At 73.3% G+C, this 26,448-nt stretch carries 25 protein-coding genes; 17 read left to right on the top strand and 8 right to left on the bottom strand.

Going from position 1 to position 26,448, the window contains the following annotated elements:
- Nucleotides 1–109: 109 nt before the first annotated feature.
- A complete protein-coding gene (locus OG823_RS09380) occupies nt 110–376 on the top strand; it encodes a GlsB/YeaQ/YmgE family stress response membrane protein (RefSeq protein WP_371478996.1) in 267 nt (88 codons plus the stop codon).
- 137 nt (nt 377–513) lie between these two features.
- Here the strand turns inward: OG823_RS09380 and OG823_RS09375 are convergent, their stop codons facing one another.
- From OG823_RS09375 to OG823_RS09360, 4 genes are all read right to left on the bottom strand, one after another.
- Entirely contained in the window at nt 514–1,089 is a 576-nt protein-coding gene (locus OG823_RS09375; protein ID WP_371478995.1) for an RNA 2'-phosphotransferase, read from the bottom strand.
- 131 nt (nt 1,090–1,220) lie between these two features.
- Nucleotides 1,221–2,618, bottom strand: a complete 1,398-nt coding sequence (locus OG823_RS09370; RefSeq protein ID WP_371478994.1) for a metallopeptidase TldD-related protein — start codon at nt 2,616–2,618, stop codon at nt 1,221–1,223.
- Nucleotides 2,618–4,171, bottom strand: coding sequence for a TldD/PmbA family protein (locus tag OG823_RS09365; protein WP_371478993.1), 1,554 nt, complete (start codon nt 4,169–4,171; stop codon nt 2,618–2,620). Before OG823_RS09365 ends, OG823_RS09370 begins: the two co-directional genes overlap by 1 nt.
- A 287-nt stretch (nt 4,172–4,458) precedes the next feature.
- Nucleotides 4,459–5,604: an MBL fold metallo-hydrolase gene (locus tag OG823_RS09360; protein WP_371478992.1), complete on the bottom strand. Its 1,146-nt coding sequence runs from the start codon at nt 5,602–5,604 to the stop codon at nt 4,459–4,461.
- A 359-nt stretch (nt 5,605–5,963) separates the two neighbouring features.
- Between OG823_RS09360 and fabG the strand changes: the two genes are divergently transcribed.
- Together fabG and fabI are read left to right on the top strand one after the other, a co-directional pair.
- Nucleotides 5,964–6,683, top strand: a complete 720-nt coding sequence (gene fabG / locus OG823_RS09355; protein WP_371478991.1) for a 3-oxoacyl-[acyl-carrier-protein] reductase — start codon at nt 5,964–5,966, stop codon at nt 6,681–6,683.
- Between the two features lie 4 nt (nt 6,684–6,687).
- Complete coding sequence (fabI, locus tag OG823_RS09350; protein ID WP_371478990.1) at nt 6,688–7,455, top strand: enoyl-ACP reductase FabI; 768 nt, start codon at nt 6,688–6,690, stop codon at nt 7,453–7,455.
- A gap of 110 nt (nt 7,456–7,565) precedes the next feature.
- On the opposite strand, the gene OG823_RS09345 is transcribed toward fabI, so the two are convergent.
- A complete protein-coding gene (locus OG823_RS09345; protein ID WP_371478989.1) occupies nt 7,566–8,240 on the bottom strand; it encodes a FadR/GntR family transcriptional regulator in 675 nt (224 codons plus the stop codon).
- Between the two features lie 219 nt (nt 8,241–8,459).
- On the opposite strand from OG823_RS09345, the gene OG823_RS09340 reads away from it, so the two are divergent.
- The 3 genes from OG823_RS09340 (at nt 8,460) to OG823_RS09330 (ending at nt 10,595) form a co-directional block, all read left to right on the top strand.
- Nucleotides 8,460–9,752: a CynX/NimT family MFS transporter gene (locus OG823_RS09340; protein WP_371478988.1), complete on the top strand. Its 1,293-nt coding sequence runs from the start codon at nt 8,460–8,462 to the stop codon at nt 9,750–9,752.
- A gap of 86 nt (nt 9,753–9,838) precedes the next feature.
- Nucleotides 9,839–9,961, top strand: coding sequence for an SGM_5486 family transporter-associated protein (locus OG823_RS09335; protein ID WP_371478987.1), 123 nt, complete (start codon nt 9,839–9,841; stop codon nt 9,959–9,961).
- 106 nt (nt 9,962–10,067) lie between these two features.
- Nucleotides 10,068–10,595, top strand: a complete 528-nt coding sequence (locus OG823_RS09330) for a histidine phosphatase family protein (RefSeq protein WP_371478986.1) — start codon at nt 10,068–10,070, stop codon at nt 10,593–10,595.
- Nucleotides 10,596–10,691: 96 nt separating this feature from the next.
- Here OG823_RS09330 and serB read toward each other — a convergent pair whose 3' ends face one another.
- A complete protein-coding gene (serB, locus tag OG823_RS09325) occupies nt 10,692–11,954 on the bottom strand; it encodes a phosphoserine phosphatase SerB (RefSeq protein WP_371478985.1) in 1,263 nt (420 codons plus the stop codon).
- Nucleotides 11,955–12,215: 261 nt separating this feature from the next.
- Here serB and OG823_RS09320 point away from each other — a divergent pair, with 261 nt between their 5' ends.
- From OG823_RS09320 to OG823_RS09310, 3 genes are all read left to right on the top strand, one after another.
- Entirely contained in the window at nt 12,216–14,855 is a 2,640-nt protein-coding gene (locus OG823_RS09320; RefSeq protein ID WP_371478984.1) for an FHA domain-containing protein, read from the top strand.
- A gap of 157 nt (nt 14,856–15,012) precedes the next feature.
- Nucleotides 15,013–16,206, top strand: a complete 1,194-nt coding sequence (locus OG823_RS09315) for a GAF domain-containing sensor histidine kinase (RefSeq protein ID WP_371478983.1) — start codon at nt 15,013–15,015, stop codon at nt 16,204–16,206.
- The gene (locus OG823_RS09310; RefSeq protein ID WP_371478982.1) at nt 16,199–16,894 is read left to right on the top strand and encodes a response regulator; all 696 of its coding nucleotides are present in this window, start codon (nt 16,199–16,201) and stop codon (nt 16,892–16,894) included. The genes OG823_RS09315 and OG823_RS09310 overlap by 8 nt, the downstream gene beginning before the upstream one ends.
- Nucleotides 16,895–16,916: 22 nt before the next feature.
- Here OG823_RS09310 and OG823_RS09305 read toward each other — a convergent pair whose 3' ends face one another.
- Nucleotides 16,917–17,717: a hypothetical protein gene (locus tag OG823_RS09305; RefSeq protein WP_371478981.1), complete on the bottom strand. Its 801-nt coding sequence runs from the start codon at nt 17,715–17,717 to the stop codon at nt 16,917–16,919.
- Between the two features lie 212 nt (nt 17,718–17,929).
- On the opposite strand from OG823_RS09305, the gene OG823_RS09300 reads away from it, so the two are divergent.
- The 7 genes from OG823_RS09300 (at nt 17,930) to OG823_RS09270 (ending at nt 24,155) form a co-directional block, all read left to right on the top strand.
- Nucleotides 17,930–18,721 (top strand): ABC transporter ATP-binding protein, encoded by a 792-nt coding sequence (locus OG823_RS09300; RefSeq protein ID WP_371478980.1) that lies wholly within the window; start codon nt 17,930–17,932, stop codon nt 18,719–18,721.
- A 173-nt stretch (nt 18,722–18,894) separates the two neighbouring features.
- The gene (locus OG823_RS09295; RefSeq protein ID WP_371478979.1) at nt 18,895–19,317 is read left to right on the top strand and encodes an NfeD family protein; all 423 of its coding nucleotides are present in this window, start codon (nt 18,895–18,897) and stop codon (nt 19,315–19,317) included.
- A gap of 10 nt (nt 19,318–19,327) precedes the next feature.
- Entirely contained in the window at nt 19,328–20,347 is a 1,020-nt protein-coding gene (locus OG823_RS09290; RefSeq protein WP_371478978.1) for an SPFH domain-containing protein, read from the top strand.
- A 209-nt stretch (nt 20,348–20,556) separates the two neighbouring features.
- Nucleotides 20,557–21,315, top strand: a complete 759-nt coding sequence (locus OG823_RS09285; RefSeq protein WP_371478977.1) for a sulfite exporter TauE/SafE family protein — start codon at nt 20,557–20,559, stop codon at nt 21,313–21,315.
- Nucleotides 21,316–21,468: 153 nt separating this feature from the next.
- Nucleotides 21,469–21,675 (top strand): DUF1272 domain-containing protein, encoded by a 207-nt coding sequence (locus OG823_RS09280; protein ID WP_371478976.1) that lies wholly within the window; start codon nt 21,469–21,471, stop codon nt 21,673–21,675.
- Entirely contained in the window at nt 21,672–21,977 is a 306-nt protein-coding gene (locus OG823_RS09275) for a 4a-hydroxytetrahydrobiopterin dehydratase (RefSeq protein ID WP_371478975.1), read from the top strand. Before OG823_RS09280 ends, OG823_RS09275 begins: the two co-directional genes overlap by 4 nt.
- 165 nt (nt 21,978–22,142) lie before the next feature.
- Entirely contained in the window at nt 22,143–24,155 is a 2,013-nt protein-coding gene (locus OG823_RS09270) for a PQQ-binding-like beta-propeller repeat protein (protein ID WP_371478974.1), read from the top strand.
- Between the two features lie 67 nt (nt 24,156–24,222).
- Here OG823_RS09270 and OG823_RS09265 read toward each other — a convergent pair whose 3' ends face one another.
- Entirely contained in the window at nt 24,223–24,744 is a 522-nt protein-coding gene (locus OG823_RS09265; protein ID WP_371484378.1) for an HNH endonuclease, read from the bottom strand.
- Between the two features lie 282 nt (nt 24,745–25,026).
- Here OG823_RS09265 and tyrS point away from each other — a divergent pair, with 282 nt between their 5' ends.
- Nucleotides 25,027–26,295 (top strand): tyrosine--tRNA ligase, encoded by a 1,269-nt coding sequence (gene tyrS / locus OG823_RS09260; protein WP_371484377.1) that lies wholly within the window; start codon nt 25,027–25,029, stop codon nt 26,293–26,295.
- Nucleotides 26,296–26,448 lie beyond the last annotated feature (153 nt).

Below are 26,448 nucleotides of genomic sequence, written 5' to 3'. Positions count from 1 at the left end.
TCGCGCGCCCTGCCCGCCGCCCGGGGTGCGGGTGGGCCGGGAGGGGCCAAGACTGTGAGCCATGCGGGTGCGCCACCGGAGGTCGGTGGCGCGGACCCCTGGAGCCGTCATGTGGGCAGTCGTCTCGGCACTGATCGAGGGCCTGGTGCTCGGCGGCCTCGCCCGGCTGCTGATCCCGGGCAAGCAGGACGTCCCGGTCTGGCTCACCATGGTCCTGGGCATGATCGGCGCGATGATCGGCAACGGGGTGGCGCACCTGTTCGGCGTCGCGGACACCTCGGGGATCGACTGGTGGCGCCATCTGTTCCAGCTGGGCGCCGCGATCGTGGTGATCGCGACCGTGGCACCGCTCTGGGCCGACCGCGCGAAGCGCTAGATGTATTGACCATGAGCGTTGTTGACAGTTGCCGGGCTTGCTCATGGCGAAGACCTCCGGTGTGGTGGAGGTGGCGGCGGGCTCATCAACGCGCGGCGCCGGCTCGACGGCCGCGATCCCGGAGTGAGCGGGACCGGCTATCGGACCGAGCGGTCCCGGGCGTCGTCCGTGGGGCGGCTGAGGTAGCGCGGGGCGACGGCGTCGGTCAGCCAGACGCCGTTCGCGCTGATCCGGAACTCGTGCCCCGCCGCCGCCATCGCCGCGGCGTCGACCCGCAGCACGGTCGGGCGGCCGTGCCGGGAGCCGACCCGGGTGGCGGTCTCGGTGTCCGCGGACAGGTGCACGTCCTGGCGCGACATCGGCAGCAGTCCGTCCCGGAAGATCGCCTCCAGGGAGCGGGTGGCCGTGCCGTGGTACAGCACCGCGGGCGGCACGGCGGCGGCCAGACCGAGGTCGACCGCCACCGAGTGCCCCTGACTGGCCCGGATCGACAGGCCGTCCTCGGAGAAGGCGAAACGACGCTTGTTGTTGTTCTCGACCACCAGGTCGAGTTCGGCCCGGCTCACCGCCCGCCCGGCGCCGGCCAGCGCGGCCAGGAGTTCGGCCACGCCGACCCACCCCGCCCCGTCCAGGGTGAGACCCACCGAGCCGGGGTCGTGCCGCAGGACGCGGGAGAGCGTCTTCGAGGTCTTGACCAGTCGTTTCTCGTCCACTTTTTCGGTTCCCGTCGGATTCTGCTCCGGGGAGCCACCGACACCCGGCGGGCGCTCTCGCGAGTGCGCCCGCGCCCGCGCCTTCCGAGAGGGGCGGGCGACGCGCTCCCCGCCGGGTGCCGGACGCCGGCCTACGAGGCCTGGCTCACGGAGCTCATGTTGAAGTCCGCCACCCGGACGGGCGGCATCGCGGCGCGGGTGAACCAGTCGCCCCACTCGCGCGGCAGGCAGCGTTCGGTGCGGCCCACCTCGGTGATCCGCCCGAGGAGGTCCACGGGCGAGTCGTTGAAACGGAAGTTGTTGACGGCGCCGACCACCTCGCCGTTCTCGACCAGGTAGACGCCGTCCCGGGTGAGGCCCGTGAGCAGCAGCGTCGCCGGGTCGACCTCGCGGATGTACCAGAGGCAGGTGAGCAGCAGCCCGCGCTCGGTGCCGGCGATCATCTCCTCCAGCGTCGGCGCGGTGCTCTGGTCCCCGCTCTCCAGCACCAGGTTGTCGACCGGGGGCGTCAGCGGCAGGCCGGTCAGCGCGGCGGAGTGCCGGGTGGTCAGCAGGTTGGCCAGCTCGCCGTCGCGGATCCAGTCGGTGGCGGTCAGCGGCAGGCCGTTGTCGAACACCGAGGCGTCCCCGCCGGTGGCGTGCGTCAGCACGAACGGCGCGGCCTCCAGGCCGGGTTCGGCCGGATCGGAGCGCAGGGTGAGCGGCAGCGGGCTCAGCTTGTCGCCGATCCGGGTGCCGCCGCCGGGCCGGGAGAAGACCGTGCGGCCCTCGGCCGCGTCCCGCCCGCCGGCCGACCAGCTCAGATAGACCATCAGGTCGGCCACCGCCGAGGGCGGCAGCAGCGTCTCGTAGCGCCCGGCCGGCAGGTCGATCCGCCGTTCGCCCCAGGCCAGTCGCCGGCTGAGGGTGCGGTGCAGCTCGGTGACGTCCACGTCCAGGAAGTCCCTGGTGGCGGCGCCGGCCCAGGCGGACCCGGTGAGATCCGCGGTCTTGGCGTTCAGCTCGACGGTGCCGGTGGGCTGGTCGTGCCGCAGCCGCAGGCCGGTGGAGGTGCCGAGATAGCTGGACGTGACCTCGTGGCGGGCGAAGCCGTACAGCAGCTCGCCCTGGGCGGCGGCCCGGGCGAAGGCCGCGCCCAGCGCGGGTGCGAAGGCGGCGAACACCTCGACCGAGGTCTCGGCCGGAGGCGTGGTGAAGTCGGCCGAGGCCGGCCTCTCGGCGACCAGCGGCTGGGCGTCCTCCGCCGGTCCCGCGTCCCGGGCGGCCGCCTCGGAGGCGCGGACCAGGCTCTCCACCTCGTCGAGGGTGACGGCCTCGCGGGCCACCACACCGGACGCCGTGCCCCGGCCGCCGTCGACCGTGGAGATCACGGTGAGCCGTCGGCCCCGGGTGACGCCGTTGGTGGTCAACGCGTTGCCGGCCCAGCGCAGGTTGGCCGTCGACTCCTCGTCGGCGATCACCACGCAGCCGTCGGCGAGGGAGAGTCCGAGCGCCCGCTCGACCAGTTCGTGGGGCTGAATCGCGGCCATCAGTGACCCGCCTCCTGCTGCGTGTTGAGCACGTTGACGTTGCGGAACAACGCGGAGGGGCAGCCGTGGCTGACCGCCGCGACCTGGCCCGGCTGCGCCTTGCCGCAGTTGAAGGCGCCGCCCAGCACGTACGTCTGCGGGCCGCCGACGGCGGACATCGAGCCCCAGAAGTCGGTGGTGGTGGCCTGGTACGCGAAGTCCTTGACCTGGCCGGCCAGCCGGCCGTTCCTGATCGCGTAGGCGCGCTGCCCGGTGAACTGGAAGTTGTAGCGCTGCATGTCGATCGACCAGGAGCGGTCGCCGACGATGTACAGGCCCTTCTCGACGCCCTCGAAGAGGCCCTCGGTGTCCGGGCCGCCCTCGGCGGGCCGCAGCGAGACGTTGGCCATCCGCTGGACGGGTACGTGCGCGGGGGAGTCGGCGAACGCGCAGCCGTTGGAGCGGCCCAGGCCCTTGAGCGCCGCCATGCCGCGGTCCAGCTGGTAGCCGGTCAGGACGCCGTCCTTCACCAGGTCCCAGGACTGCGTGGCCACGCCCTCGTCGTCGTAGCCGATGGTGGACAGCCCGTGCTCGGCGGTGCGGTCACCCGTGACGTGCATCAGCTCGGAGCCGTACCGCAGGCTGCCGAGCTTGTCGAAGGTGGCGAACGAGGTGCCCGCGTACGCGGCCTCGTAGCCGAGCGCGCGGTCCAGCTCGGTGGCGTGGCCGATCGACTCGTGGATGGTCAGCCAGAGGTTGGACGGGTCGATCACCAGGTCGTAGGCGCCGGCCTCGACGCTCGGGGCCTTCATCTTCTCGGCCAGCAGCACCGGCAGTTCGGCCAGTTCGGCGTCCCAGTCCCAGCCGGTGCCGCGCAGGTACTCGAAGCCCCGCCCGACCGGCGGTGCGATGGTGCGCATGCTGTCGAAGGCGCCGGTGCGCTCGTCCACCGAGGTGGCCTCCAGCACGGGGTGCAGGCGGATCCGCTGCTGGGTGGTGACGGTCCCGGCGGTGTCGGCGTAGAACTTGTTCTCCTGCACCGTCAGCAGGGTCGCCTGGACGTGGCTGACGCCGTCGGCGGCCAGCAGCCGGCCGCTCCAGTCGGCCAGCAGCGCCGTCTTCTCCGCGTCGGGCACCTCGAACGGGTTCACCTCGTACGCGGAGACCCAGGTGGCGTCCGGGTAGACCGGCTCCTCGGCCAGTTCGACCCGCTCGCCGGAGCCCGCCGCCCGGCTGATCCCGCCGGAGAGCCTGGCCACCGCCACCGCCTGCCCGGCGACCGCGGCCGCCGCGTCGGCGGTCAGGTCGACGCCGGCCGCGAAGCCCCACGCGCCGTCCAGCAGTACCCGTACGGCGAAGCCCAGTTGGACGCTGTCCGAGGTGCCGGCCGGGCGGGCGTCACGCAGCCGCCAGGACGCGCTGCGGACCCGCTCCAGACGGAAGTCCGCGTGCGAGGCGCCGAGTTCGCGCGCGCGGCCGAGTGCGGCGTCGGCCAGCGCACGCAGCGGATAGGCCAGGAACTGCGGATCGACGGCGCGGCCGTGCGGTGCGCCGGCGCTGGATGTGGAGGGCATCGGGCTCCCTGGGTAGGGGATGATTCGGAGGGTCGGGCGCCCCCGTACAGGGGTGTCCGTACCGAATCATTCCCCGCCCAGGGGCTTATCGCCAGCAGGTTTCGCCGGAGCCCGGCGCGCCGGACCCCTCCCGCGCCGGGGCGACCGGCCCGGCCCGGGCGGACGTCAAAACCCCTGGCACCGGCGGAGGATGGCTGTGCGCGGGGCGGGCGAGCCGGGGCCCGGCCCGCCCGCCCCGCGCACGGACCGACCCCTCCGGCCGGGGCCGGCCGGCCGGGATCCGCCGGTCAGACCAGCGCCTCCCACCAGCCGTCCAGCTCCGGCGGGTTGTCCACGTCCACCCGCTCGCCGGGCCGCGGCACGGCCAGCGGCACGGCCTGCGCCTTCGCCTCCGCGAGCAGGCGCTCGACCGGCTCGGCCCAGGGGTGCAGGCCCAGGTTGAAGGTGCACCAGTGCACCGGGACGAGCAGCCCGGCCCGCAGATCGCGGTGGGCGAGGACGGCGTCCTCCGGCGTCATGTGGATGTCCGCCCAGGCCTGGTCGTACGCGCCGATCTGGACCAGCGCCGCGTCGAAGGGGCCGTACTGCTCGCCGATCGCCGCGTACCCCTCGAAGTAGCCCGAGTCGCCGGTGTAGAACACCCGGCGGGTCGGCCCGGCGATCACCCAGGAGCCCCAGAGGGTGGTGTTGCGGGTCAGGCCCCGGCCCGAGAAGTGGTGCGCGGAGGTGAGGGTGAGGACGAGGTCGCCCAGGGTGCAGGTCTCGTCCCAGTCGAGCTCGATGATCCGGTGCTCCGGCACGCCCCAGCGCCGCAGGTGGCCGCCGATGCCCAGCGGCACCGCGAACGGCGCGGACTGGCTGCGCACCAGCCGCTTGACGGTCGCCATGTCCAGGTGGTCGTAGTGGTCGTGCGAGATCAGCACGGCGTCCACCTTCGGCAGCTCCTCCAGCTCCACCGGCACGGGGTGCAGCCGCTTGGGGCCGACGTGCTCGGTGGGCGAGCAGCGGTCGCTCCAGATCGGGTCGAGCAGCACCCGGGAGCCCTCGATCTCCACCAGCGCGGAGGCGTGCCCGTACCAGGTGATCTCCACGCCCTCGGCGGCCGGGCCGCTCCCGCCCTCGGGGCGGACGGTGGGCACCGGGAGGGAGGGCGTGCCGGCATTGCGCTCGAACAGCATCCGCCGCACCGTCCCCAGATCGACGTCCGGGGTGGTCTTGTTCCGGGCCAGCGTGGACGGTGCGTTGTGGAAGACGCCCTCGCGGTACTGCGGCGAGTTGCGCACCCGCTGCTCCCGCTCCGCGTCCGGGCGCCGGCCGAACGCCTCCGGAAGGTCGCGCAGCGACCAGGCGGCCGCTCCCGCGCCGGCCGCCAGGGCGGCCAGGGCCAGCAGTCGTCCCCGTCGGCCGGGGGTGGCGGACTGTGCCTCGCTCATCAGGGCTCTGCCTTCACTGGGATTCGTCAGGTCGAGTGGGCCGGGCGGTGGCATCGTACGCCCGAGGTGCGCAACGCCACAGCGAACGGCCCCGGGTTGCCCGCACCCAGAGGGCAACGGGCACGCCCTCCCGAGTTGTTCCCGGCGGGCCGGACCACCCCGCGGCCGGCGGCGCGTTGTCAGAACGCGACAGTTCAGCCGGTGAGGCGCTGTGGGAGCCCGATTCGTCGCATCCTCCGCGCGACCGATAGCGTCACACTGCGTACGCGTTTCGACGTACGCGGACGACCTGACGGCCAGGTCCCGGCAGGTCCGGGCGCCGTCGGGGTCCCACGGTCAAACACGGAGAGAGGTGGATCGTGAGCCGCTCGGTTCTCGTCACCGGAGGCAACCGGGGCATCGGCCTCGCGATCGCCCAGGCCTTCGCCGAGGCGGGCGACAAGGTCGCCATCACCAGCCGCTCGGGTGAGGTCCCCGAGGCGCTGGCGAAGTACGACGTGCTCGCGGTCCGCTGCGACATCACCGACGCCGCGCAGGTCGACGCGGCCTTCGGCGAGGTGGAGGCGCGGCACGGCGCGGTCGAGGTGCTGGTCGCCAACGCCGGCATCACCAAGGACACCCTGCTGCTCCGGATGACGGAGGAGGACTTCACCTCCGTCGTCGACACCAACCTCACCGGGGCCTTCCGGGTGGTCAAGCGCGCGTCCAAGCTGATGATGCGGGCCCGCAAGGGCCGTGTCGTGCTGATCTCCTCGGTGGTCGGACTCAGCGGATCGCCGGGCCAGGCGAACTACGCGGCGTCCAAGGCCGGCCTGGTGGGCTTCGCCCGCTCGCTGGCGCGCGAGCTCGGCCCGCGCAACATCACGGTCAACGTCGTCGCGCCCGGCTTCGTGGACACCGACATGACCGCGGTGCTCAGCGACGACCGTCGCAAGGAGATCGTCGCCGGTGTGCCGCTCGGCCGTTACGCCGCGCCCGCCGAGATCGCCTCGACCGTGCGGTTCCTCGCCTCCGACGAGGCCGCGTACATCACCGGAGCCGTCATTCCTGTCGACGGCGGATTGGGCATGGGGAACTGATCACATGAGTGGAATTCTCGAAGGCAAGCGGATCCTGATCACCGGTGTGCTGATGGAGTCGTCCATCGCCTTCCACACCGCGAAGCTGGCCCAGGAGCAGGGCGCGGAGATCATCCTCACCGCGTTCCCCCGGCCCAGCCTGACCGAGCGGATCGCCCGCAAGCTGCCCAAGCCGGTCAAGGTGCTGGAGCTCGACGTCTCCAGCGACGAGCAGCTGGCCGGCATCGCCGACCAGGTCCGCGAGCACCTGCCGACGCTGGACGGCATCGTCCACTCGATCGGGTTCGCCCCGCAGGACGCGCTCGGCGGCAACTTCCTGAACACCCCGTGGGAGTCCGTGGCGACCGCGATGCAGGTCTCCGCCTTCTCGCTGAAGTCGCTCACCACGGCGCTGCTGCCGCTGATGCAGGACGGCGGCTCGGTGGTCGGCCTCACCTTCGACGCGCAGTTCGCCTGGCCGCAGTACGACTGGATGGGTCCGGCCAAGGCCGCGCTGGAGGCCACCTCCCGCTACATGGCCCGTGACCTGGGCGCGCGCAACATCCGCTGCAACCTGGTCTCGGCCGGCCCGATCGGCTCGATGGCCGCCAAGTCCATCCCCGGCTTCTCCGAGCTGGCCGCCGTCTGGGACTCCCGCTCCCCGCTGAAGTGGGACCTCGCCGACCCGGAGCCGGCCGGCCGCGGCGTCGTCGCGCTGCTCTCGGACTGGTTCCCGAAGACCACCGGCGAGATCATCCACGTCGACGGCGGTCTGCACGCCATCGGCGCCTGACCCCGGCGGCCCCGGCCGCACCGACCCGCCTGCCCGGCGCCCGCTCCCACGAGCGGACGCCGGGCAGGCGCGTTCCGGGCGTCCGCTCGTGGGAGCGGTCGGCGCCCCGGTCAGGCCTCGGCCGGTACGCAGGCCCCGATGGCCCGGCCCGCCTCCAGCGAGGCCATCCGGGCGTCCCCGGCCCGGATGGCGGCCAGGATGCCGTCGTGCCCGACGTAGCGCTCGGCGATCAGCTCGGGCCCGACGTCGTACCGCAGGTGGGCCCGCATGACCTCGCCCAGGTCGGCGTAGACGGCGGCGAGCACCTCGTTGTGGGCGGCCGCCACCACCGCCTGGTGGAAGGCCGCGTCGGCCTGGACGAAGTCCTCCGCGCCGCCGGAGCGCCAGGCGGCCTCACGGCGGGCGAGCGTGCCGTCCAGCAGGTCGAGGTCCTGCGGGGTGCGCCGCCCGGCGGCCAGCCCGGCGGCCGAGCACTCCAGCGTGGCACGCAGTTCGGCCACCTGCCGCTGGTCGGCGTCCGCGAAGCGGCGGTGCATCACCCCGGCCAGCTCGCTGGTGGCCAGCACGTACGTGCCCGAACCCTGGCGGATGTCCAGCAGCCCGTTGTGGGCCAGCGCCCGGACGGCCTCCCGGACGGTGTTGCGGGCCACCCCGAGCTGTTCGACCAGGGCCACCTCGGTCGGGATCCGGGAGCCCACCGGCCACTCGCCGGAGGTGATCTGGGTGCGCAGCTGCGCGATCACCTGGTCGGACAAGGGGATGCGCCTCGGAGCGGACAGCGCCACGGGTACTCCTCGCGGGTAGGTCGGGTCGGGCCATCATGCCAAGTCCGCGCCCGGCCCGGCGGCAGGGGCGCTGCCGGGGCGCGGACGGGGCCCGAGAGCGGGTGCCGCAACCGGTGCGGCGGGTCGGGGGCGGCAGGCCGGGGGCGCTGGCGGGCCGCCACCGGAGCGGGACGGATACGAGGATGCGCTAATTCATCCCATCATTCTATGATGACGTCCATGCCCACCGCAGCAGAGACCCCCACCGGCACCCGGACCGACTCCGGCGCACCGTCGGGGCCGCCCGCCACCGCCACTCCCACCGCCACCGCCCGCGCCCCGTACCTCGGCGTGCTGCTCGCCGTCGCGATCACCGCGGCCGCCTTCAACCTCCGCCCCGTCGTCACCAGCCTCGGGCCGCTGCTCGACCAGGTCCGCGCGGACCTCGGCATGAGCGCCACCGTGGCCGGCCTGCTCACCGCCGTCCCCTCGCTCTGCTTCGCCGCCTTCGGCTTCGCCGCGCCCGTGCTGGCCCGCCGGATGGGCCCGGTGGCGGTGGTCACCGCCGGCACGGGCGCCATCACCGTCGGCCTGCTCTCGCGCGCCTTCGCCGGCGGTACGGCGGTCTTCCTGCTGCTCACCGCGGTGTCGCTGGCCGGGGTGGCGGTCGCGAACGTGCTGATCCCGGTGGTCATCAAGCGGTACTTCCCGGAGCGGGTCGGCCCGATGATCGGCCTCTACTCGATGGCGCTGTCCGCCGGTACGGCGCTGGCGGCGGCCGTCACCGTGCCGCTGACCTCGGCGCTCGGCGGCAGCTGGCGGCTGGGCCTCGGGATCTGGGCGCTGGCCGGTGCGGTCGCGGTGGTGCTGTGGCTGGTCACGCTGGCCCTGCACCGCGAGCGCGCGGGATCGGCCACCGCCCGGGCCGCCGAGCGGCTGCCGATCCTGCGCAGCCGGACCGCCTGGGCGCTGGCCTGCTTCTTCGGGCTCCAGGCCACCGGCGCGTACGTGACGATGGGCTGGATGCCGCAGATCTTCCAGGACGCGGGGATCTCGGCGGGCACCTCGGGCGTGCTGCTGGCGGTCACCATGGTGGTCGGCGTGCCGGTTTCCTTCGTGCTGCCTAACTGGGCCGCCCGCCGGGGCGACCAGCGGATCTTCGTGGTGGTCCTGGCGGCCTGCGGCATCGTCGGGTACACCGGCCTGGCCCTGGCGCCGGCCGGCGCCCCCTGGGTCTGGGCCACCCTGATGGGCCTGTCGAACTGCGCGTTCCCGCTGGTGCTGACCATGATCGGGCTGCGCGCCCGGACCTCGGGGGGCGTCGCGCAGCTGTCCGCCTTCGCGCAGGGCCTGGGCTACCTGATCTCCATCCCCGGTCCGATCCTGGTCGGCAGCCTCTACCAGGCCACCGGCCGGTGGTACCTGCCGATGGGCTTCCTGGCGGTGCTGCTGGTCCCGCAGATGCTGTTCGGCCTGCGGGCCGCGCTGCCCCGGCACATCGAGGACGAGACCGCCCGCCCGGCCGCTCGCTGACCGCGCGGCTCCCGCGCCCGCCCCGCCCCCGCACCGGGCCCGGGGCCGGTGGCCGCACGGTGCGGGCGGGGTGCGAGACTCGGGTCATGCCCGTACTCGAACCGAACCCCACCGACGGCCACAAGAAGCTGGGCCAGATCGCCGCTCTGATCGTCGGCATCGTCGTGCTGCTCTCCGTGGTCGCGATCGTCGCGCAGAACATCGGCTGAGAGCGGGCGCCGCCGCGGGGGGCGCGCCCGATCGGCCCCACTCCTGCGGGTGGTGCTGCCCGGAGCACCGCGCCCGTCGGCCGGTTTTCTGCCAAGCTTGCTGGGTATGAGCGCCGAAACGCCCCGCAGGATCATCGTTCTCCGCCACGCCAAGGCCGACTGGCCGAACCAGGTGGACGACCACGAGCGGCCGCTGGCCGACCGTGGCCGGCACCAGGCGCCGGACGCCGGCCGCTGGCTGTCCGACTCCGGTATCAGTCCCGACTACGTGATCTGCTCGCCGGCCCTGCGCACCAGGGAGACCTGGAAGCTCGCCGTGCACGAGCTGCCGAAGCGTCCACAGAAGATCGTGTACGAGGAGCGGGTCTACGAGGCCAGCCCCGGCGAGATCATCACGGTGCTCCAGGAGACCCCGGACGAGTTCGCCGACGTGGTCCTGGTCGGCCACAACCCCGGCGTGCTCGGCCTCACCCAGGTGCTGGCCGGCGACGAGGGCGACCGGGAGGCGCTGGAGCGGCTGCGGCTGGGCGGCTTCCCCACGGCGGCCATCGCGGTGCTGGCGTTCACCGGCTCCTGGAAGGGCGTCGAGCCGGGTGTGGCGGCGCTGGTGTCGTACCACACGCCGCAGGACTGAGACCCGGGGACGACGGACGGACCCGGAGGAGCACGGCCGGGGAGCACGGACGGAAAGGGGGCGCGGGGGGTGACCCCGCGCCCCCTTTCGTACGGGTCACTCCGTCGGGGTGCCGTCCAGGGCGTCGGCCGCCTCGACCTCCTCGCGGGTGATCCCCAGCAGGTAGAGCACGGTGTCCAGGAAGGGCACGTTGACCGAGGTGTCGGCGGCCTGGCGCACCACCGGCTTGGCGTTGAAGGCCACCCCGAGGCCCGCCGCGTTCAGCATGTCCAGGTCGTTGGCGCCGTCGCCGATCGCCACCGTCTGCTCCAGCGGCACCTTCGCCTGCTCGGCGAACCGGGCCAGCCAGCGGGCCTTGCCGGCCCGGTCGACGATCTCGCCCGTGACCCGGCCGGTGAACCTCCCGTCCACCACCTCCAGGGTGTTGGCCGCCGCGAAGTCCAGCCCGAGCAGCTCCACCAGGTGGTCGGTGACCTGGGTGAACCCGCCCGAGACGATGCCGACCTGGAACCCGAGCCGCTGCAGGGTGCGGATCAGCGTGCGGGCGCCCGGCGTCAGCCGGACCTCCGTCCGCACCTTCTCCGTCACGGCGGCGTCCAGCCCGGCCAGCAGCGCGACGCGGGCGCGCAGCGACTCGGCGAAGTCCAGCTCGCCGGCCATCGCGGCCGCCGTCACCTCGGCGACCTTCTCCTCGCAGCCCGCGTGCGCCGCGAAGAGTTCGATCACCTCGTCCTGGATCAGCGTGGAGTCGACGTCCATCACGACCAGCCGCTTGGCCCGGCGCTGCAGCCCGGCCGTCACCACCGCGATGTCCACCCGCTGGGTGGCGGCCTCCTGGGCCAGCTCGGCCCGCAGCTCGTCGGTCGGCACGCCGGAGACGGCCAGCTCGACGGCCGTCACTGGGTACTTGGCGAGCCGGAAGACGCGGTCGATGTTGCCGCCGGCCGTGGTGATCCGGGTGGTGAGGGCGCAGACCGCGGCGGCGGTCAGCGGGTGGCCCAGCACGGTGACGTGCGAACGGCCCTCCCGGCGCGGCCGGTTGTCGCCCGTACCGGAGATGATCTCGGCCTGGAGCTTGAGCTCGTCGGCCCAGCGGTGCACGGTGGCCCGCAGTGATCCCTCGGCGCCGGGCGAGCCGCCGGCCGGGGGAGTGATCAGAGCACAGAGAGTTATCCGGCCCCGGGTCACCATCTGTTCGATGTCGATCACGTCGACGTCGAAGTCGGCGAGCGTGGCGAACAGACCGGCGGTGATACCAGGGCGGTCCTTGCCGAACACCTTGACGAGCAGGGTGCGCTCGTCCTCGGTCCGGGGCTGCGGGCTGGGGACGGGCTCAGCGGCCGGGGGCGATGCGTTCATGGTGCCACCCACGCTACCCGGCGCCCGTCGCGGCGGCGGTACCGGTCCGGCCCGTGGACGCGACGCAGCCCGCGGGCGGCTCACCGGCGCCGCCCCGCCCCTGTCACGGACCGTCCGCGAATCGTTGCCACCTGGTCACAGTCACCAGGGTGACTTTCACCAACGGTCGGCCGGCTGGAATGATTCCCCCCGTCACTTCACGATCAGCGCACCCCCGCAGGGGGGTCAACCGGGGGACCGAGAGAGCGGGGCAGGCGCGCAGTGCCGCAACTCGTCATTGACATCAACGGGCAACAGCGGACTCTGGAGCCGGGGCGGGCCTACACCATCGGGCGCAACCCGCAGTCGGACTTCCCGTTCGACGACGCCAGGATCTCCTGGCAGCACGCCACCATCACCTTCAACGGCGCGGGCTGGCAGCTGGAGGACCACGGCAGCACGAACGGGACGTACGTCGCCGGTGCGCGCACCCGGCAGGCGCAGCTCTTCCCCGGCGCGGTGGTCAACCTCGGCAACGGCGAGAACGGCCCCAGGCTGGCCTTCTCCGCCCCGGTCCAGGCCGCGGCCGCGGCCCCCGCCTGGCACGACGCCGCCACCGCGCGCGCCGCCGCCGCCCCGGTCGCCCAGCCCTGGGCCCCGCAGGCCCCGGCCCAGCAGCCGCCGCTCCAGCAGCCCCCGGTGCACCAGCAGTGGAACACCTCCCCGCCGCAGCCGGTCGTCCCGCAGCAGCAGGGCTTCCCGCAGCATCCGCAGCCCGGCCTCCCCCCGCAGCCGGCCGTCCCGCAGCAGCAGGGTTTCCCGCACCAGGCCGGCCCCCAGCACGGCGGCCCGCAGGGCTTCCCGGCCGACCTCGCCGGCCGGCCGGCCCAGGGCCCGCAGCCGACGATGATCCGCAATCTGACCGCCGGCATGCGCACCGTCCGGATCGGCCGCGCGCTCGACAACGACGTCGTCGTCTCCGACCTCCAGGTCTCCCGCCACCACGCCGAGCTGCGCCAGCTGCCCGACGGCCGGTACGAGATCGTCGACCTCGGCAGTCACAACGGCATCTTCCTCAACGGCCAGCCCGTCCAGCGCCAGCTGATGGGTCCGCAGGACCGGCTGACCGTCGGCCACTCCAGCTTCGTGCTGGTCGGCGACCAGCTGCAGGAGTTCGTCGACACCGGCGCGGTCTCCTTCTCCGCCCGCCACCTGACCGTCGAGGTCGACTTCAAGGGCGGCAAGAAGGTCCTGCTCGACGACGTCAGCTTCGGCGTACCGGAGAAGTCGCTGGTGGCCGTCATCGGCCCGTCCGGCTCGGGCAAGTCGACGCTGCTGCGCGCCCTCACCGGCTACCGCCCCGCCGACCGCGGCGACGTCCTCTACGACGGCCGCAACCTCTACAAGCAGTTCGCCGAACTGCGCTCGCGGATCGGCCTCGTCCCGCAGTCGGAGATCCTGCACAAGGAGCTCACCGTCCGCACCGCGCTGAAGTACGCGGCCCGGCTGCGGTTCCCCGGCGACACCGAGGCCGCGGAGCGCGAGCGCCGGATCGACGAGGTGCTCTACGAACTGCGCCTGGACAAGCGCGCCGAGAACCGCATCACCGCCCTCTCCGGCGGCCAGCAGAAGCGCGTCTCGGTGGCGCTCGAACTGCTCACCAAGCCCTCGCTGATCTTCCTGGACGAGCCCACCTCCGGCCTCGACCCGGGCATGGACCGCGAGGTCATGCAGATGCTGCGCGGCCTGGCCGACGACGGCCGCACCATCCTGGTGGTCACCCACTCGGTCGCCGAACTCGCGCTCTGCGACCGGCTGCTGGTGATGGCCCCGGGCGGCGCGGTGGCGTACTTCGGGCCGCCGGACGAGGCCCTGCACTTCTTCGGGTACGAGACCTGGGCCGACGTGTTCCAGGCCTTCGAGAACTACCCCGACCACGACTGGTCCGGCCGCTACCGCGGTTCGGTGCACTACCAGCAGTACTCCGCCGACGCCGACGCGGCGGCCCCGCAGTCCGCCCCGATCGTGCAGCAGGCGATCCGCCCGCCGAAGCCGCAGAGCTGGGGCTCCCAGCTGTGGACGCTGATCCGCCGCTACCTGTCGGTGATCGCCTCGGACCGGGGCTTCATGGCGCTCTCGATCCTGCTGCCGGCCATCCTCGGCGGGGTCAGCACGGTGATCCCGGCCGCGGGCGGCCTGAGCTGGAAGATCCTCAAGGACGGCAGCCCCGGCTACAACAACGAGGCCGCCACCATCCTGCTGATCATGGCGATCGGCGCCTGCTTCTCCGGGGCGGCGAACTCGGTCCGGGAGCTGATCAAGGAACGGGCGATCTACGAGCGTGAACGGGCCACCGGGCTCTCCCGCTCGGCGTACATGATGTCGAAGGTCATCGTGCTCGGATTCTTCAGCATCGTCCAGGGCACGATCATCGCCGCCGCCGGCCTGCCGAGCCGCAAGCTGCCCACCGAGGGCCTGCTCTTCGCCCACCTGCCCGCGGTCGAGATGGCGATCGGCCTCATCCTGCTGAGCTTCACCTCGATGATGGTCGGCCTGGTCATCTCCGCCCTGGTGAAGACCGCCGAGAAGACCATGCCGCTGCTGGTGATGTTCGCGATCGTCCAGGTCGTGTTCACCGGCTGCCTGTTCCAGATCTTCGACAAGCCCGGCCTGGAGCAGTTCGCCTGGCTGATGCCCGCCCGCTGGGGCGTCGGCTCGGTGGCCACCACGCTGGACCTCTCCCACCTGATGGGCCCCTGGAACCGCGATCAGCAGCACCCGGTGTGGGACTCCATCTGGGGCCACAACGTGGGCCAGCTGTTCGGCGACTGGGCGGTCCTGATCATCCTCGCCGCCCTCCTCGGGGTGCTGGTGACCCGCCTGCAGAAGCGCCACGAGCCCGAGGTCATGCGCAAGGGCTGACCCGCCCGACCGTCCGCACGGGCGGCCCTCCCACGCCGGGAGGGCCGCCCGTCGCCGTCGCGCCCGGCGGAGCCGGCGGGACCTAGGTCCGCGGACCCCCGCCCCGCCCGCCCCCGGACCGACGCGCCGCGAAGACCGGCGGCGGTAGGTTGGCGATATGCCGTCCGACCCCGCAGCCACCCCGCCGCACTGCGACCCCTGCCTGGGCGGCATCGAGGCCGTCAGCGCCGCCGTGCTGGCGATGAGCCGGCACCTGGAGGTGCGCGAGGTGCTGCGCCGGATCACCGCCTCCGCCCGCAGCCTGCTCGGCGCCGAGTACGCCGCCCTCGGCGTACCGGACGACCACGGCGGCTTCGCCCAGTTCGTGGTGGACGGGATCACCGAGGAGCAGTGGCGCGCGATCGGGCCGCTGCCGCGCCAGCACGGCGTGCTCGCCACGATGCTGCACGAGACCGGGCCCACCCGCCTCGCCGACGTCCGCCGGGCGCCGTCCTTCGGCGGCTGGCCCGCCGCGCACCCCGACATGGTGGCCTTCCTCGGCATGCCCATCCTGGACGGCGGCGCCGGGGAGGAGGGCGGTCCCCCCGGGCAGGAGGTGATGGGCGTGATCTTCCTGGCCAACAAGAGCGCCGGCGGCGGCTTCACCGACCACGACGAGGAACTGCTGCGGATCCTCGCCGCCCACGCCGCCATCGCGCTCTCCAACGCCCGCCTCTACGAGCGCAGCCGCGAACTCACCCTGGCCGGCGAACGCGCCCGGATCGCCCACGACCTGCACGACGCCGTCTCGCAGAAGCTGTTCTCGCTGCGCCTGACCGCCAAGGCCGCCGCCACCCTGGTCGAGCGCGACCCCGCCCGCGCGCGGGCCGAACTGGCCGAGGTGGCCAGGCTCGCGGGCGAGGCCGCCGACGAACTGCGCACGGTGGTCGTCGAGCTGCGCCCGGCCGCCCTGGAGGAGGACGGTCTGGTGGCCACCCTGGCCTCCCAGGTCCAGGTGCTGGACCGCGCGCACACGGCGGCGGTGGCCTTCGGCGCCGACGGCGTCCGGGCCCTGCCGGCCGCCCAGGAGGCGGCCGTGCTCAGGGTCGCCCAGGAGGCCCTGCACAACGCCCTGCGGCACTCCGGTGCCGAGCGCGTCACCGTCACCCTCACCGGCACCCCGGCCCGGGGCGCCGTGCTGCGCGTCACCGACGACGGCCGCGGATTCGACCCCGACTCCGTCCGGCGGGCCGGGCGCCACCTCGGCCTGGTCTCGATGCGCGACCGCGCCGCCGCCGTCGGCGGCCGCCTCACCCTGGACTCGGCCCCCGGCAAGGGGACGGCCGTCGAACTGGAGGTCCCCGGTGCCTGAGAACCCGCCCGCCGAGCCCGGCAACCCGCCCGCCGAGGCCGGCAACCCGCCGATCCGCGTGCTGCTGGTGGACGACCACCAGGTGGTGCGCCGGGGGCTGCGCACCTTCCTGGAGGTACAGGACGACATCGAGGTGGTCGGTGAGGCCGCCGACGGCGCGGAGGGCGTCGCCAAGACGCAGGAGCTGGCCCCCGACGTCGTCCTGATGGACCTCAAGATGCCCGGTGTGGACGGGATCGAGGCGCTGCGGATGCTCAAGGAGGGCGGCAGCCGGGCCCGGATCCTGATCGTCACCAGCTTCACCGAGCACCGCACGATGGTCCCCGCGCTGCGGGCCGGCGCCGCCGGGTACGTCTACAAGGACGTGGACCCGGAGGCGCTGGCCGGCGCCATCCGCTCGGTGCACTCCGGCCACGTCCTGCTGCAGCCGGAGCTCGCCGAGGCGCTCCTGTCCGAGGACACCCATCGCGCTCCGCAGGGCCGCGGCGGCACCCTGACGGAGCGTGAGCGCGAGGTGCTCGGCCACATCGCGGACGGCCGCTCCAACCGCGAGATCGCCCGTGGCCTCAACCTCTCCGAGAAGACGGTCAAGACGCACGTCTCCAACATCCTGATGAAGCTGGACGTCGCCGACCGCACCCAGGCCGCACTGTGGGCGGTGCGCAACGGCGCGGCCCGGGAGAGCTGACGGCCACGACCGACCGGGGTTCTCAGGCCCCGCGCTCGTCCGCCAGCGCGTTGTACGCCGCGACCTGGGCCCGCCGGGCCGTCCGCCGCAGCGGGGCGAGCACCTCCTGGCGGGCGGCCATCTCGGAGGCGCTGACCGCGGCCCCGTGTCCGCCAGAGGCGATCGACAGCAGCGCCGACACCTGCCGGGCCGACTGCAGCACCCGCACCGCGCGAGGCGGGTAGCCGGGCGCCAGCAGTTCGCCGTGCCCCTGCCTGCGGTACGCCTCCAGCGCGCGCATCGCCGCCGGGCCCGCCCCGGCCACGTCCAGCCGGGCCAGCAGCACCGTCGTCTCGCGCAGTCCGTCCGCCAGCTCTCGCTCCGCCTCGTGCAGCGAGGGGACGTCGGCGGGCGGCGCCTCGTTCACCTCGGAGCAGCGCCAGAGCACCGTCGCCGAGCGGTCCCCGGCCGGGCCGAACACCTCCACCTCGGGAACCAGCCCCAGCGGAGCCCCGACGGCGAGCACCGCCTCGCCCGCGGCCATCGCCCCGGCGTTGAACCCGGCGGGCCCGGTCAGCCCGAGCGGATGGCCGGCGCTCGGCAGTGCGAGGCGCAGGCCGGTCACGCCGAGCACCCGGAGGCGCCCGAGTGCCCAGGTCAGCGCGTGCCGGTCGGCCCCGGTGTCGCCGGGCAGTCCGGTGACCCGGTGGCTGTCGTCGTCACCGAGGACGGCGGCCGCCGCGTTGTCCGGCGGTGCGAATCCGCCCAGCATGGCGTTGCCCCAGGCGGTCAGCCGCCCTGAACGGGGCTCTTCGTACGGATTGTCGGCAGGAGTCGCGAGCATCCGGCCAGCCTACGGAAATGCGCGACACCCGGGTGGCGTAGGTTTGCCCTGTGCTGCGAGCGGCGCACCTCCTCCGTACCTGTCCGGCTGCTGGAGTAGGCTGCCCGCCCGCACCGCTGTCGAGACGAGTGGACCGCACCCCGAGGACCCACGGCCAAGACCTCGGTCAGAAGCCTCGGACGGCCGAATTCTGCATTGGGGAAGGCGTAGGCATGAGCGACGTGCTGGAGCTGGTGGACGTATCCGTGGTCCGTGAGGGCCGCGAGCTGGTCGGCCAGGTCTCCTGGTCGATCTCGGAGGGTGAGCGCTGGGTCATCCTCGGCCCCAACGGCGCCGGGAAGACCACCCTGCTGCAGATCGCCTCCACCTACCTCTTCCCGAGCACCGGCAAGGTGACCGTGCTCGGAGAGAAGCTCGGCGAGGTGGACGTCTTCGAGCTGCGGGCCCGGATCGGCCTGGCCGGCGCCTCCATGATCGACAAGCTGCCCGCCGACCAGAGCGTCCTGCAGACGGTGCTCACCGCCGCGTACGGCATGACCGCCAGCTGGCACGAGAAGTACGAGGAGACCGACGAGTCCCGGGCGCTCGCGCTGCTCGACCGGCTCGGTATGGCCGACTTCACCACCCGCAGGTTCGGCACCCTCTCCGAGGGTGAGCGCAAGCGCACCCTGATCGCCCGCGCCCTGATGACCGACCCCGAGCTGCTGCTGCTCGACGAGCCGGCCGCCGGCCTGGATCTCGGCGGCCGGGAGGACCTGGTCCGCCGCCTCGGCGCGCTCGCCCAGGACGAGTTCGCACCGGCCATGGTGATGGTCACCCACCACGTCGAGGAGATCGCCCCCGGCTTCACCCACGTCCTGATGATCCGTCAGGGCAAGGTTCTGACGGCCGGCCCGATCGACACCGAGCTGACCGCCCGCAACCTCTCGCTCTGCTTCGGCCTGCCGCTCACCCTGGAGCGTCACGGCGACCGCTGGTCCGCCCAGGGCCTTCCGCTCGGCTGACCCGGCCCCAGGCCCCTTCTCCCGCCCGGGCGGTCGCGTCGCGGCCGACCCGGCGAACTCTGGGCCGCCCTGAATCCGACCGAACCGGAGCCGGTCGTACGCGTGGCCGGTTTCCACCTGGTCACCTGCGGGAACCTTCCGCCAGAAGGCCCTTCGCTCCCTAGGATGGACTCGTGGACAGCTGGATCTGGTGGCTCCTGACTGCCGTTGCCCTCGGCATACCGCTGGTGCTCACCGCGATGCCGGAATTCGCCATGTTCGCGGTCGGTGCCGCCGCGGCGGCGGGCATCGCCGGCCTCGGGGCGGGGGTGGTCTGGCAGGTCCTCGGATTCGTCGCCGTCTCCACCGCGCTGCTGCTCGTGGTGCGGCCGATCGCCCTCCGGCAGCTCCGGCAGGGCCCCCAGGTCAAGATGGGCATCGAGGCGCTTCAGGGCGCCACCGCGGTCGTCGCGGAGAAGGTCGACGGGGAGGGCGGGCGGATCAAGTTGAACGGCGAGGTCTGGTCCGCTCGCGCGCTCGACCCCGGCCGTGTGTTCGAGCCGGGGCAGCAGGTCGACGTCGTCGAAATCCAGGGCGCGACCGCCCTGGTCGTCTAGGGGAGATTCCGTGGAACCCGTCCTTATCGTCCTGGTCGTCCTCGTCGTGGTGGCCTTCATCGCGCTGATCAAGACGATCCAGGTGATCCCGCAGGCCAGCGCGGCCATCGTCGAGCGCTTCGGCCGCTACACCCGGACCCTCAACGCGGGGCTGAACATCGTCGTCCCGTTCATCGACCGGGTGCGCAACCGGATCGACCTGCGCGAGCAGGTCGTGCCCTTCCCGCCGCAGCCGGTGATCACCCAGGACAACCTGGTGGTCAACATCGACACGGTGATCTACTACCAGGTCACCGACGCGCGCGCCGCCACCTACGAGGTGGCCAGCTACATCCAGGCGATCGAGCAGCTCGTCATCACCACACTGCGCAACATCATCGGCTCGATGGACCTCGAATCCACCCTGACCTCCCGCGAGGTCATCAACGCCGGCCTGCGCGGCGTGCTGGACGAGGCCACCGGCAAGTGGGGCATCCGGGTCAACCGGGTGGAGCTCAAGGCGATCGACCCGCCGACCTCCATCCAGGACTCGATGGAGAAGCAGATGCGTGCCGACCGTGACAAGCGTGCCTCCATCCTCACCGCCGAGGGCGCCCGGCAGGCCGCGATCCTGCGTGCCGAGGGCGAGAAGCAGGCCGACGTCCTCAAGGCCGAGGGTGAGGCGCAGGCCGCGGTGCTGCGCGCCGACGGTGAGGCGGCGGCGATCCGGACGGTCTTCGAGGCCATCCACGACGGCAACCCCGACCAGAAGCTGCTCGCCTACCAGTACCTGCAGACCCTGCCCGAACTGGCCAAGGGCGACGCCAACAAGCTCTGGATCATCCCGAGCGAGGTGGGCGACGCGCTCAAGGGCCTCGGCGGAGCGTTCTCCGGCCTGACCGGCGGCATGGGCGGCGCGGCCGCCGCCCCGCCGGCCACCCAGGTGCCGCTCGACGCGGGCGCCGGCCCGCGCCCGGTCGACACCGACAAGGGCGTGGCCCGTCCCCGGGTCGACCCGACCCGCGAGTACCCGAAGATCGACACCGAGTGACCGGGCAGGCCCCGGTACCCACCGGCGCCCGCCCGTACGGCCTCTGAGCCACCGTCGAGGGCCCGCTCCCGCACCGGGGAGCGGGCCCCGGCCGTTCCCCGGGCCGCACCGGCCGTCCCGCATGATGGGCCGCGGCTGGGCAGCCGGGGCCGCCCTCGGGCATGATCGCCCTCGGACGGATCGGACAGGACCGAGCGGACGGAAGACGGATGACACCCTGGGAGAGCCTCGCCGTCCTGGTGGCGGGCGTCGGCGCCGGAACCATCAACGCCATCGTCGGCTCGGGCACGCTGATCACCTTCCCGGTGCTGCTGGCCCTGGGTCTGCCGCCGGTGACCGCCAACGTCTCCAACACGCTCGGCCTGGTCCCCGGCTCGGTGAGCGGTGTGGTCGGCTACCGTCGGGAGCTCGTCGGCCAGGGCGCCCGGCTTCGCCGGCTGGGCGGCGCCTCGCTGCTCGGCGGTCTGCTCGGCGCCGTCCTGCTGGTGAAGCTGCCGAGCGGCGCCTTCACCGCGATCGTCCCCGCCCTGATCCTGCTGGCCCTGGTGCTGGTGGTGATCCAGCCGCGGGTGGCCCGCGTGGTGGCCGCCCGCCGCAAGGAGGGCGGCGATCCGCACGGCGGCCTGCTGCTGCTGGCCGGCGTCTTCCTGACCGGCATCTACGGCGGCTACTTCGGCGCGGCCCAGGGCGTGCTGCTGATCGCGTTGATGGGCATGCTGCTGCAGGACGGCATGCAGCGGATCAACGCCGCCAAGAACGTCCTGGCGCTGATCGTGAACGCGGTCGCCGCGGTGTTCTTCCTCTTCACCTCCACCATCGACTGGACGGCGGTGCTGCTGATCGCGGTCGGTTCGGTGGTCGGGGGGCAGATCGGCGCCAAGGTCGGGCGGCGGCTGCGGCCGACGGTGCTGCGGGCCGTGATCGTGGTGGTCGGCCTGGCCGCCGTCACCAAACTGCTCCTCGGCTGAGGCGGAAACCGCTCCTCGGCCGAGGCCGGCCGCCGCCGGCCCGCCGCCCCGGACGCACCCCGGTCCCCGCGCCGCCTGTTCCCCCGCGCCGGTGGTTCCCGCGCCGGTGGTTCCCGCGCCGTTCCGGTGCCCGTACGAGAGGAGAGGCCCCCGATGGCCCTGGAGATGCGTGCGATCTGCGAACGCTGCGAGGTGTCGCTGAGCCCGGACGGCGCCGCCTTCCTATGCTCCTACGAGTGCACCTTCTGTCCTGACTGCACCGAAGCGATGGCGGACACCTGCCCGAACTGCGGCGGCGAACTGGTGCCCCGCCCGCGTCGCACCACCCGACCCCACCGGCACCCTGGAGCGGACCGATGAGCAGAGCACGGCTGACCGAGGACGAGATCGTGGCGGGACTCCGCGACCTCCCGCACTGGTCACGCGAGGGCGACACGATCGTCCGGAGCGCGGACGCCGAGGACTTCCCCGCGGCGATCCGGGTGGTCGTCGCGGTGGCGGCGGACGCCGAGGCGCTGGACCACCACCCCGACATCGACATCCGGTGGCGCACCCTGCGCTTCGCGCTCTCCACCCACAGCGCCGGCGGCCTCACCGCCCTGGACCTCGCACTGGCGGCCCGCATCGACGACGCCCTGCGCGCGGAGACCGGTCCCGCCTGACACCGGTTCCGACCGCCGTCGGTGTGCCGGAAGCGGCCCGCGCCCGGCACCGGTGAGGGGGCCTGAACACCCGTCACGGCGTCCCCCGACCGGGCCGGGCGGCCCGCTCGGCCCGGCGTGAGATGCTGTCTGCCGCACAGCAGGCTGCCGGGAGGGACGGATCACATGGCTCAGGACCCTCCCCCCGCCTTCGGCCAGGGCCACCCGGACGCCGCGTCCGGACAGGAGCCCTGGTACCCGGGGTACGGCCTGCCGGAGCAGCAGTCCCACCAGGCCCCGGCGGCCGCCCAGCCCGGGTGGCCCGCCGACGGCGGCTACGAGCAGTCCTGGCAGCAGTCCGTCCCCCCGCAGCGCGGCCCCGACGGGTATCCGGCCGGTCACCCGCAGCCGGTCGCCGAGCACGGCCAGGACCCCTACGGCCAGGTTCCGTACGCGCAGGTCCCGTACGGCCAGGACCCGTACGCGCAGGACCCGTACGGCCGGGATGCCCACGGGCCGTCCTCGTACGGGCAGGAGCCGCAGGGACAGGCCGGCTACCAGCAGACCTCCTACCAGCAGACCTCCTACGGGCAGTCCCTGTACAGCCAGGTTCCCGACGGCGGGTATTCCGGGTACGGCGGCTACCAGGACCAGGGCGGCCAGGAGCTCTACGCCCCGCCCGGTGTCGAGCTCCCGCAGGACGGCTACCTGCTCCCCGAGCCGCCCGTCCGGGAGCAGCAGCCCGAGGCGGCGGGCGGGGCCGCCGCCGACGCGGTCGCCGCCGACACCGACCCGGCCGCCGAGGTCGACGCCCCCGGCGCACGGACCCGCCTGTCGCTGGTCGGCAGGGCCCGGGCCGCCGCCGACGCCGTCGTCTCCGCCGATCACACGCCCGGCCGGCGCACCCTCGCGATCCGCGCCGGAGCGGGGGTCGCCGCCCTCGCGGTCCTGGTCACCGCCGGGGTCATGGTCAGTGGTGAGAGCGGCGGGAGCGGCGGGTCCGTGGCGGCGGCCGCCTCCGGCGAGAAGGGCTTCACCGTCGCCCACGCCAAGATCTGGACCGCCACGCCCGCCGCCGAACCCCAGGCCGGGGCCGACGACACCCTGCTCGGCAGCTGGCTGCTCGGCGACGCCGTCGTGCGGGCGGAGAGCACCGGAGTGCACGCGTACGGCCTGGCGGACGGAAAGGCGACCTGGTCGCTGGAGCCGCCCGCGCCCGGCGCCGTCCCGTGCGGGCTGTCCCCGACGGTCAACGCCGCCGGTCTGGGAGCGGCCGTCTTCCGGACCCAGGCCGACCCGAGGAGCCCCTGCACGCTGGTGGCCGCCGTCGACACCAGGACCGGCCGGACCGCGTGGACCAAGACCCTCTCCGACACCAAGGACCAGTACACCGCCCACGTCGGGGTCACCGAGGACAAAGTGATCGCGGTCGGCGACGACAAGGCGCTCGCCTGGCAGGCCGCGGACGGCGCGGACGTCTGGCAGTACACCGGCCAGGGGAAGTTCTGCACCCTGTCGGGCGGAGTCCAGGGCAAGACCGTCCTGCTGCACAGCAGCTGCGCCGACTCCACCCCGGTCGACCAGGCGGTGTCGCTGAACACGGCCGACGGCAAGGTCTCCTGGTGGCGCGGCCTCAACAACCAGCCGAAGACCGTCACGGTGCTCTCCGCCGAGCCGGCCGTGGTCGTCACCACCGGTGAGAGGCCCGCCGACGACCGGATCTTCGCCTGGGGTACGGCCGGCGACCCGGCCGCCGAGATCCCGGTGACGCTCGACGGCGCCCGGATCGACGCCGGGCACGGCAGCTTCTCGGCCACCCCCGGCATGTTCTTCCAGGACCACGTCATGGCGGTCACGCTGGCGCCGGAGTCCGGTGGCCCGCTCAGCATCGCCGCGTTCGACGTGACCACCGGCAAGCAACTGTGGAAGGCCCCGACCGCCGAGAAGGGCAAGGTCAGGGCCGTCGGACTGGACAACGGAGCGCTGCTGCTCGCCGCCGACGAACGGCTCGGCCAGCCCGCCAGGCTCAGCCGCTTCGCCCTGGCCGGCGGCCAGGAGACGGTGGGCGGGAACTTCCCGCAGGGCACCGGCTCGCTGCTGATCGCGGGCCGGGTGCTGATCGGCAGCGGCACGGTGGTCGCGGTGCCCGAGCACTCGGCCACCTTCGGCACCGCCGCCGGGTACCAGGCCAGGAGCTGATCCCGGCGGTCCGGTGAGGGCCGGTGGGCCGGCCGGTCCCCCGATCGGGCCGGCCCACCGGCGGTTCTCAGGCCGCCGCGGACATCGAGGCCGGCAGCCAGGCGGCCAGCTCCCGGACGTCCGAGCCACGGAGCCCCAGCGCCAGCATCAGCGTGGCCTGCGGGGTCGGCTCGAACGGCGTGCGCAGCAGCTTCATGCCCGCCTGCTCGGGCGTCCGGTCCGCCTTGCGCTGGTTGTCCTCGGCGCAGGCGGCGACGGTGTTCAGCCAGCTGTCGGCGCCGCCGCGCGACCTCGGCTGGAGGTGGTCGACGGTGGTCGCCCGCCGCCCGCAGTAGGCGCACAGGTGCTGGTCACGTACCAGGACCCCCCGGCGGGACCAGGGCGCGCGTTGTCGGAACGGCACCCGGACGTACCGCTGAAGCCTGATCACCCGCGGCAGTGGCACCGACACACCCGTACCGCGCACCGTGCGCAGCGGATGGGCGTGCTCGACGACCGCCTTGTCCTGCAGGACCAGCACCACGGCCCGCTGCAACGACACCGTCGTCAGCGGCTCGTAGCTCGCATTCAGCACCAGCGTGTTGCGCACCTCGGCCACCTCCCTACGGGCGTGCCGGGGTGGCACGACCGGCTCCCCACACGTCACTGCCGCCGGACGGCGGTGGGACCACTCTGAACCGGCCCGGGGCCGTCCAACAACGGAATTTCCGGTGTCGCGGCGGGGGAGCGGGTGCACGGCGGCGTGGCCTGGGCGAAAACTCCCCGGCCCCGACCGCGTACCCTCTACAACGCTGGAGCCGCTCCGTACCCGCGCCCGATCGACCAGGGCCCGCCCGGGGGACGGACGCCCGACCGAAGGAGAAGCGTGACCGTGACGGACATCGTCGACGAGCTGCAGTGGCGCGGGCTGATCGCCCTGTCAACTGACGAGGACGCCCTGCGCAAGGCGTTCGCGGACGGCCCGGTCACGTTCTATTGCGGCTTCGACCCGACGGCCGTGAGCCTGCACCTCGGCAACCTGGTGCAGATCCTCACCATGCGCCGGATCCAGGACGCCGGAAACCTCCCGCTCGGCCTGGTCGGCGGCGCCACCGGCCTGATCGGTGATCCCAAGCCGAATTCCGAGCGGGTGCTCAACGACCCCGAGACGGTGGCCGCCTGGGTTGAGCGCCTGCGCGGCCAGATCTCGCGCTTCCTGGACTTCGAGGGCGAGTACGCGGCCCGCATGGTCAACAACCTGGACTGGACGTCCGGCATGTCGGCGATCAGCCTGCTGCGCGACGTCGGCAAGTACTTCCGGGTCAACAACATGATCGCCAAGGAGGCCGTCGCCCGACGGCTCAACTCCGACGCCGGCATCAGCTACACCGAGTTCAGCTACCAGATTCTCCAGGGCATGGATTTCCTGGAGCTGAACCGCCGCCACGGCTGCGCCCTGCAGACCGGCGGCAGCGACCAGTGGGGCAACCTCACCGCCGGCACCGACCTGATCCGCAAGGCCGAGGGCAAGTCGGTGCACGCCCTCGCCACGCCGCTGATCGTGAAGGCCGACGGCACCAAGTTCGGCAAGACGGAGTCCGGCACGGTCTGGCTCGACCCCGAGCTGACCACGCCGTACGCCTTCTACCAGTTCTGGCTGAACGCGGACGACCGGGACATCCCCACCTTCCTGCGGATCTTCAGCTTCCGCTCGAAGGAGGAGATCGAGGAACTGGAGCGGGAGACCGTCGAGCGCCCCGCCGCCCGCCTCGCCCAGCGTGCGCTGGCCGAGGAGCTCACCACCCTCGTCCACGGCGCCGAGCAGTACGAGCGGGCGGTGGCCGCCTCCAAGGCCCTGTTCGGCCAGGGCGACCTGGCGGACCTGGAGCCGCCGACACTGGCGGCCGCCCTGGCGGAGGTGCCGAAGGCCGAGGTCTCCGAGTTGCTCCCGATCGTCGACCTGCTGGTCGCGGTCGGCCTGGCGCCGAGCCGCTCGGCGGCCCGGCGCACGGTGAAGGAGGGCGGCGCCTACCTCAACAACACGAAGGTGACGGACGAGGAGGCGACGCCGGTCGCGGCGGACCTGCTGCACGGGCGCTGGCTGGTCCTGCGCCGCGGCAAGCGCAACCTCGCCGCAGTTGAGCTGACGTCAGCAGGCTGAAAACAGACGTAGGTTGACCTGCATGGACGACCTCCGAGGGCCGGATCCGGACGGATCCGGCCCTCGGTGTTTGACGGGACCCGGTGGGTGCCCTAGTGTTGGACGAGTCGCAAGAACCGGGCGGGTGAACGGGAAAGCCGAAAGGCGGGACCG

Origin of the sequence: Kitasatospora sp. NBC_00315 (assembly GCF_041435095.1) — a bacterium.
Lineage (GTDB): Bacteria > Actinomycetota > Actinomycetes > Streptomycetales > Streptomycetaceae > Kitasatospora.
This window is presented reverse-complemented; position numbering and strand designations above follow the sequence as displayed.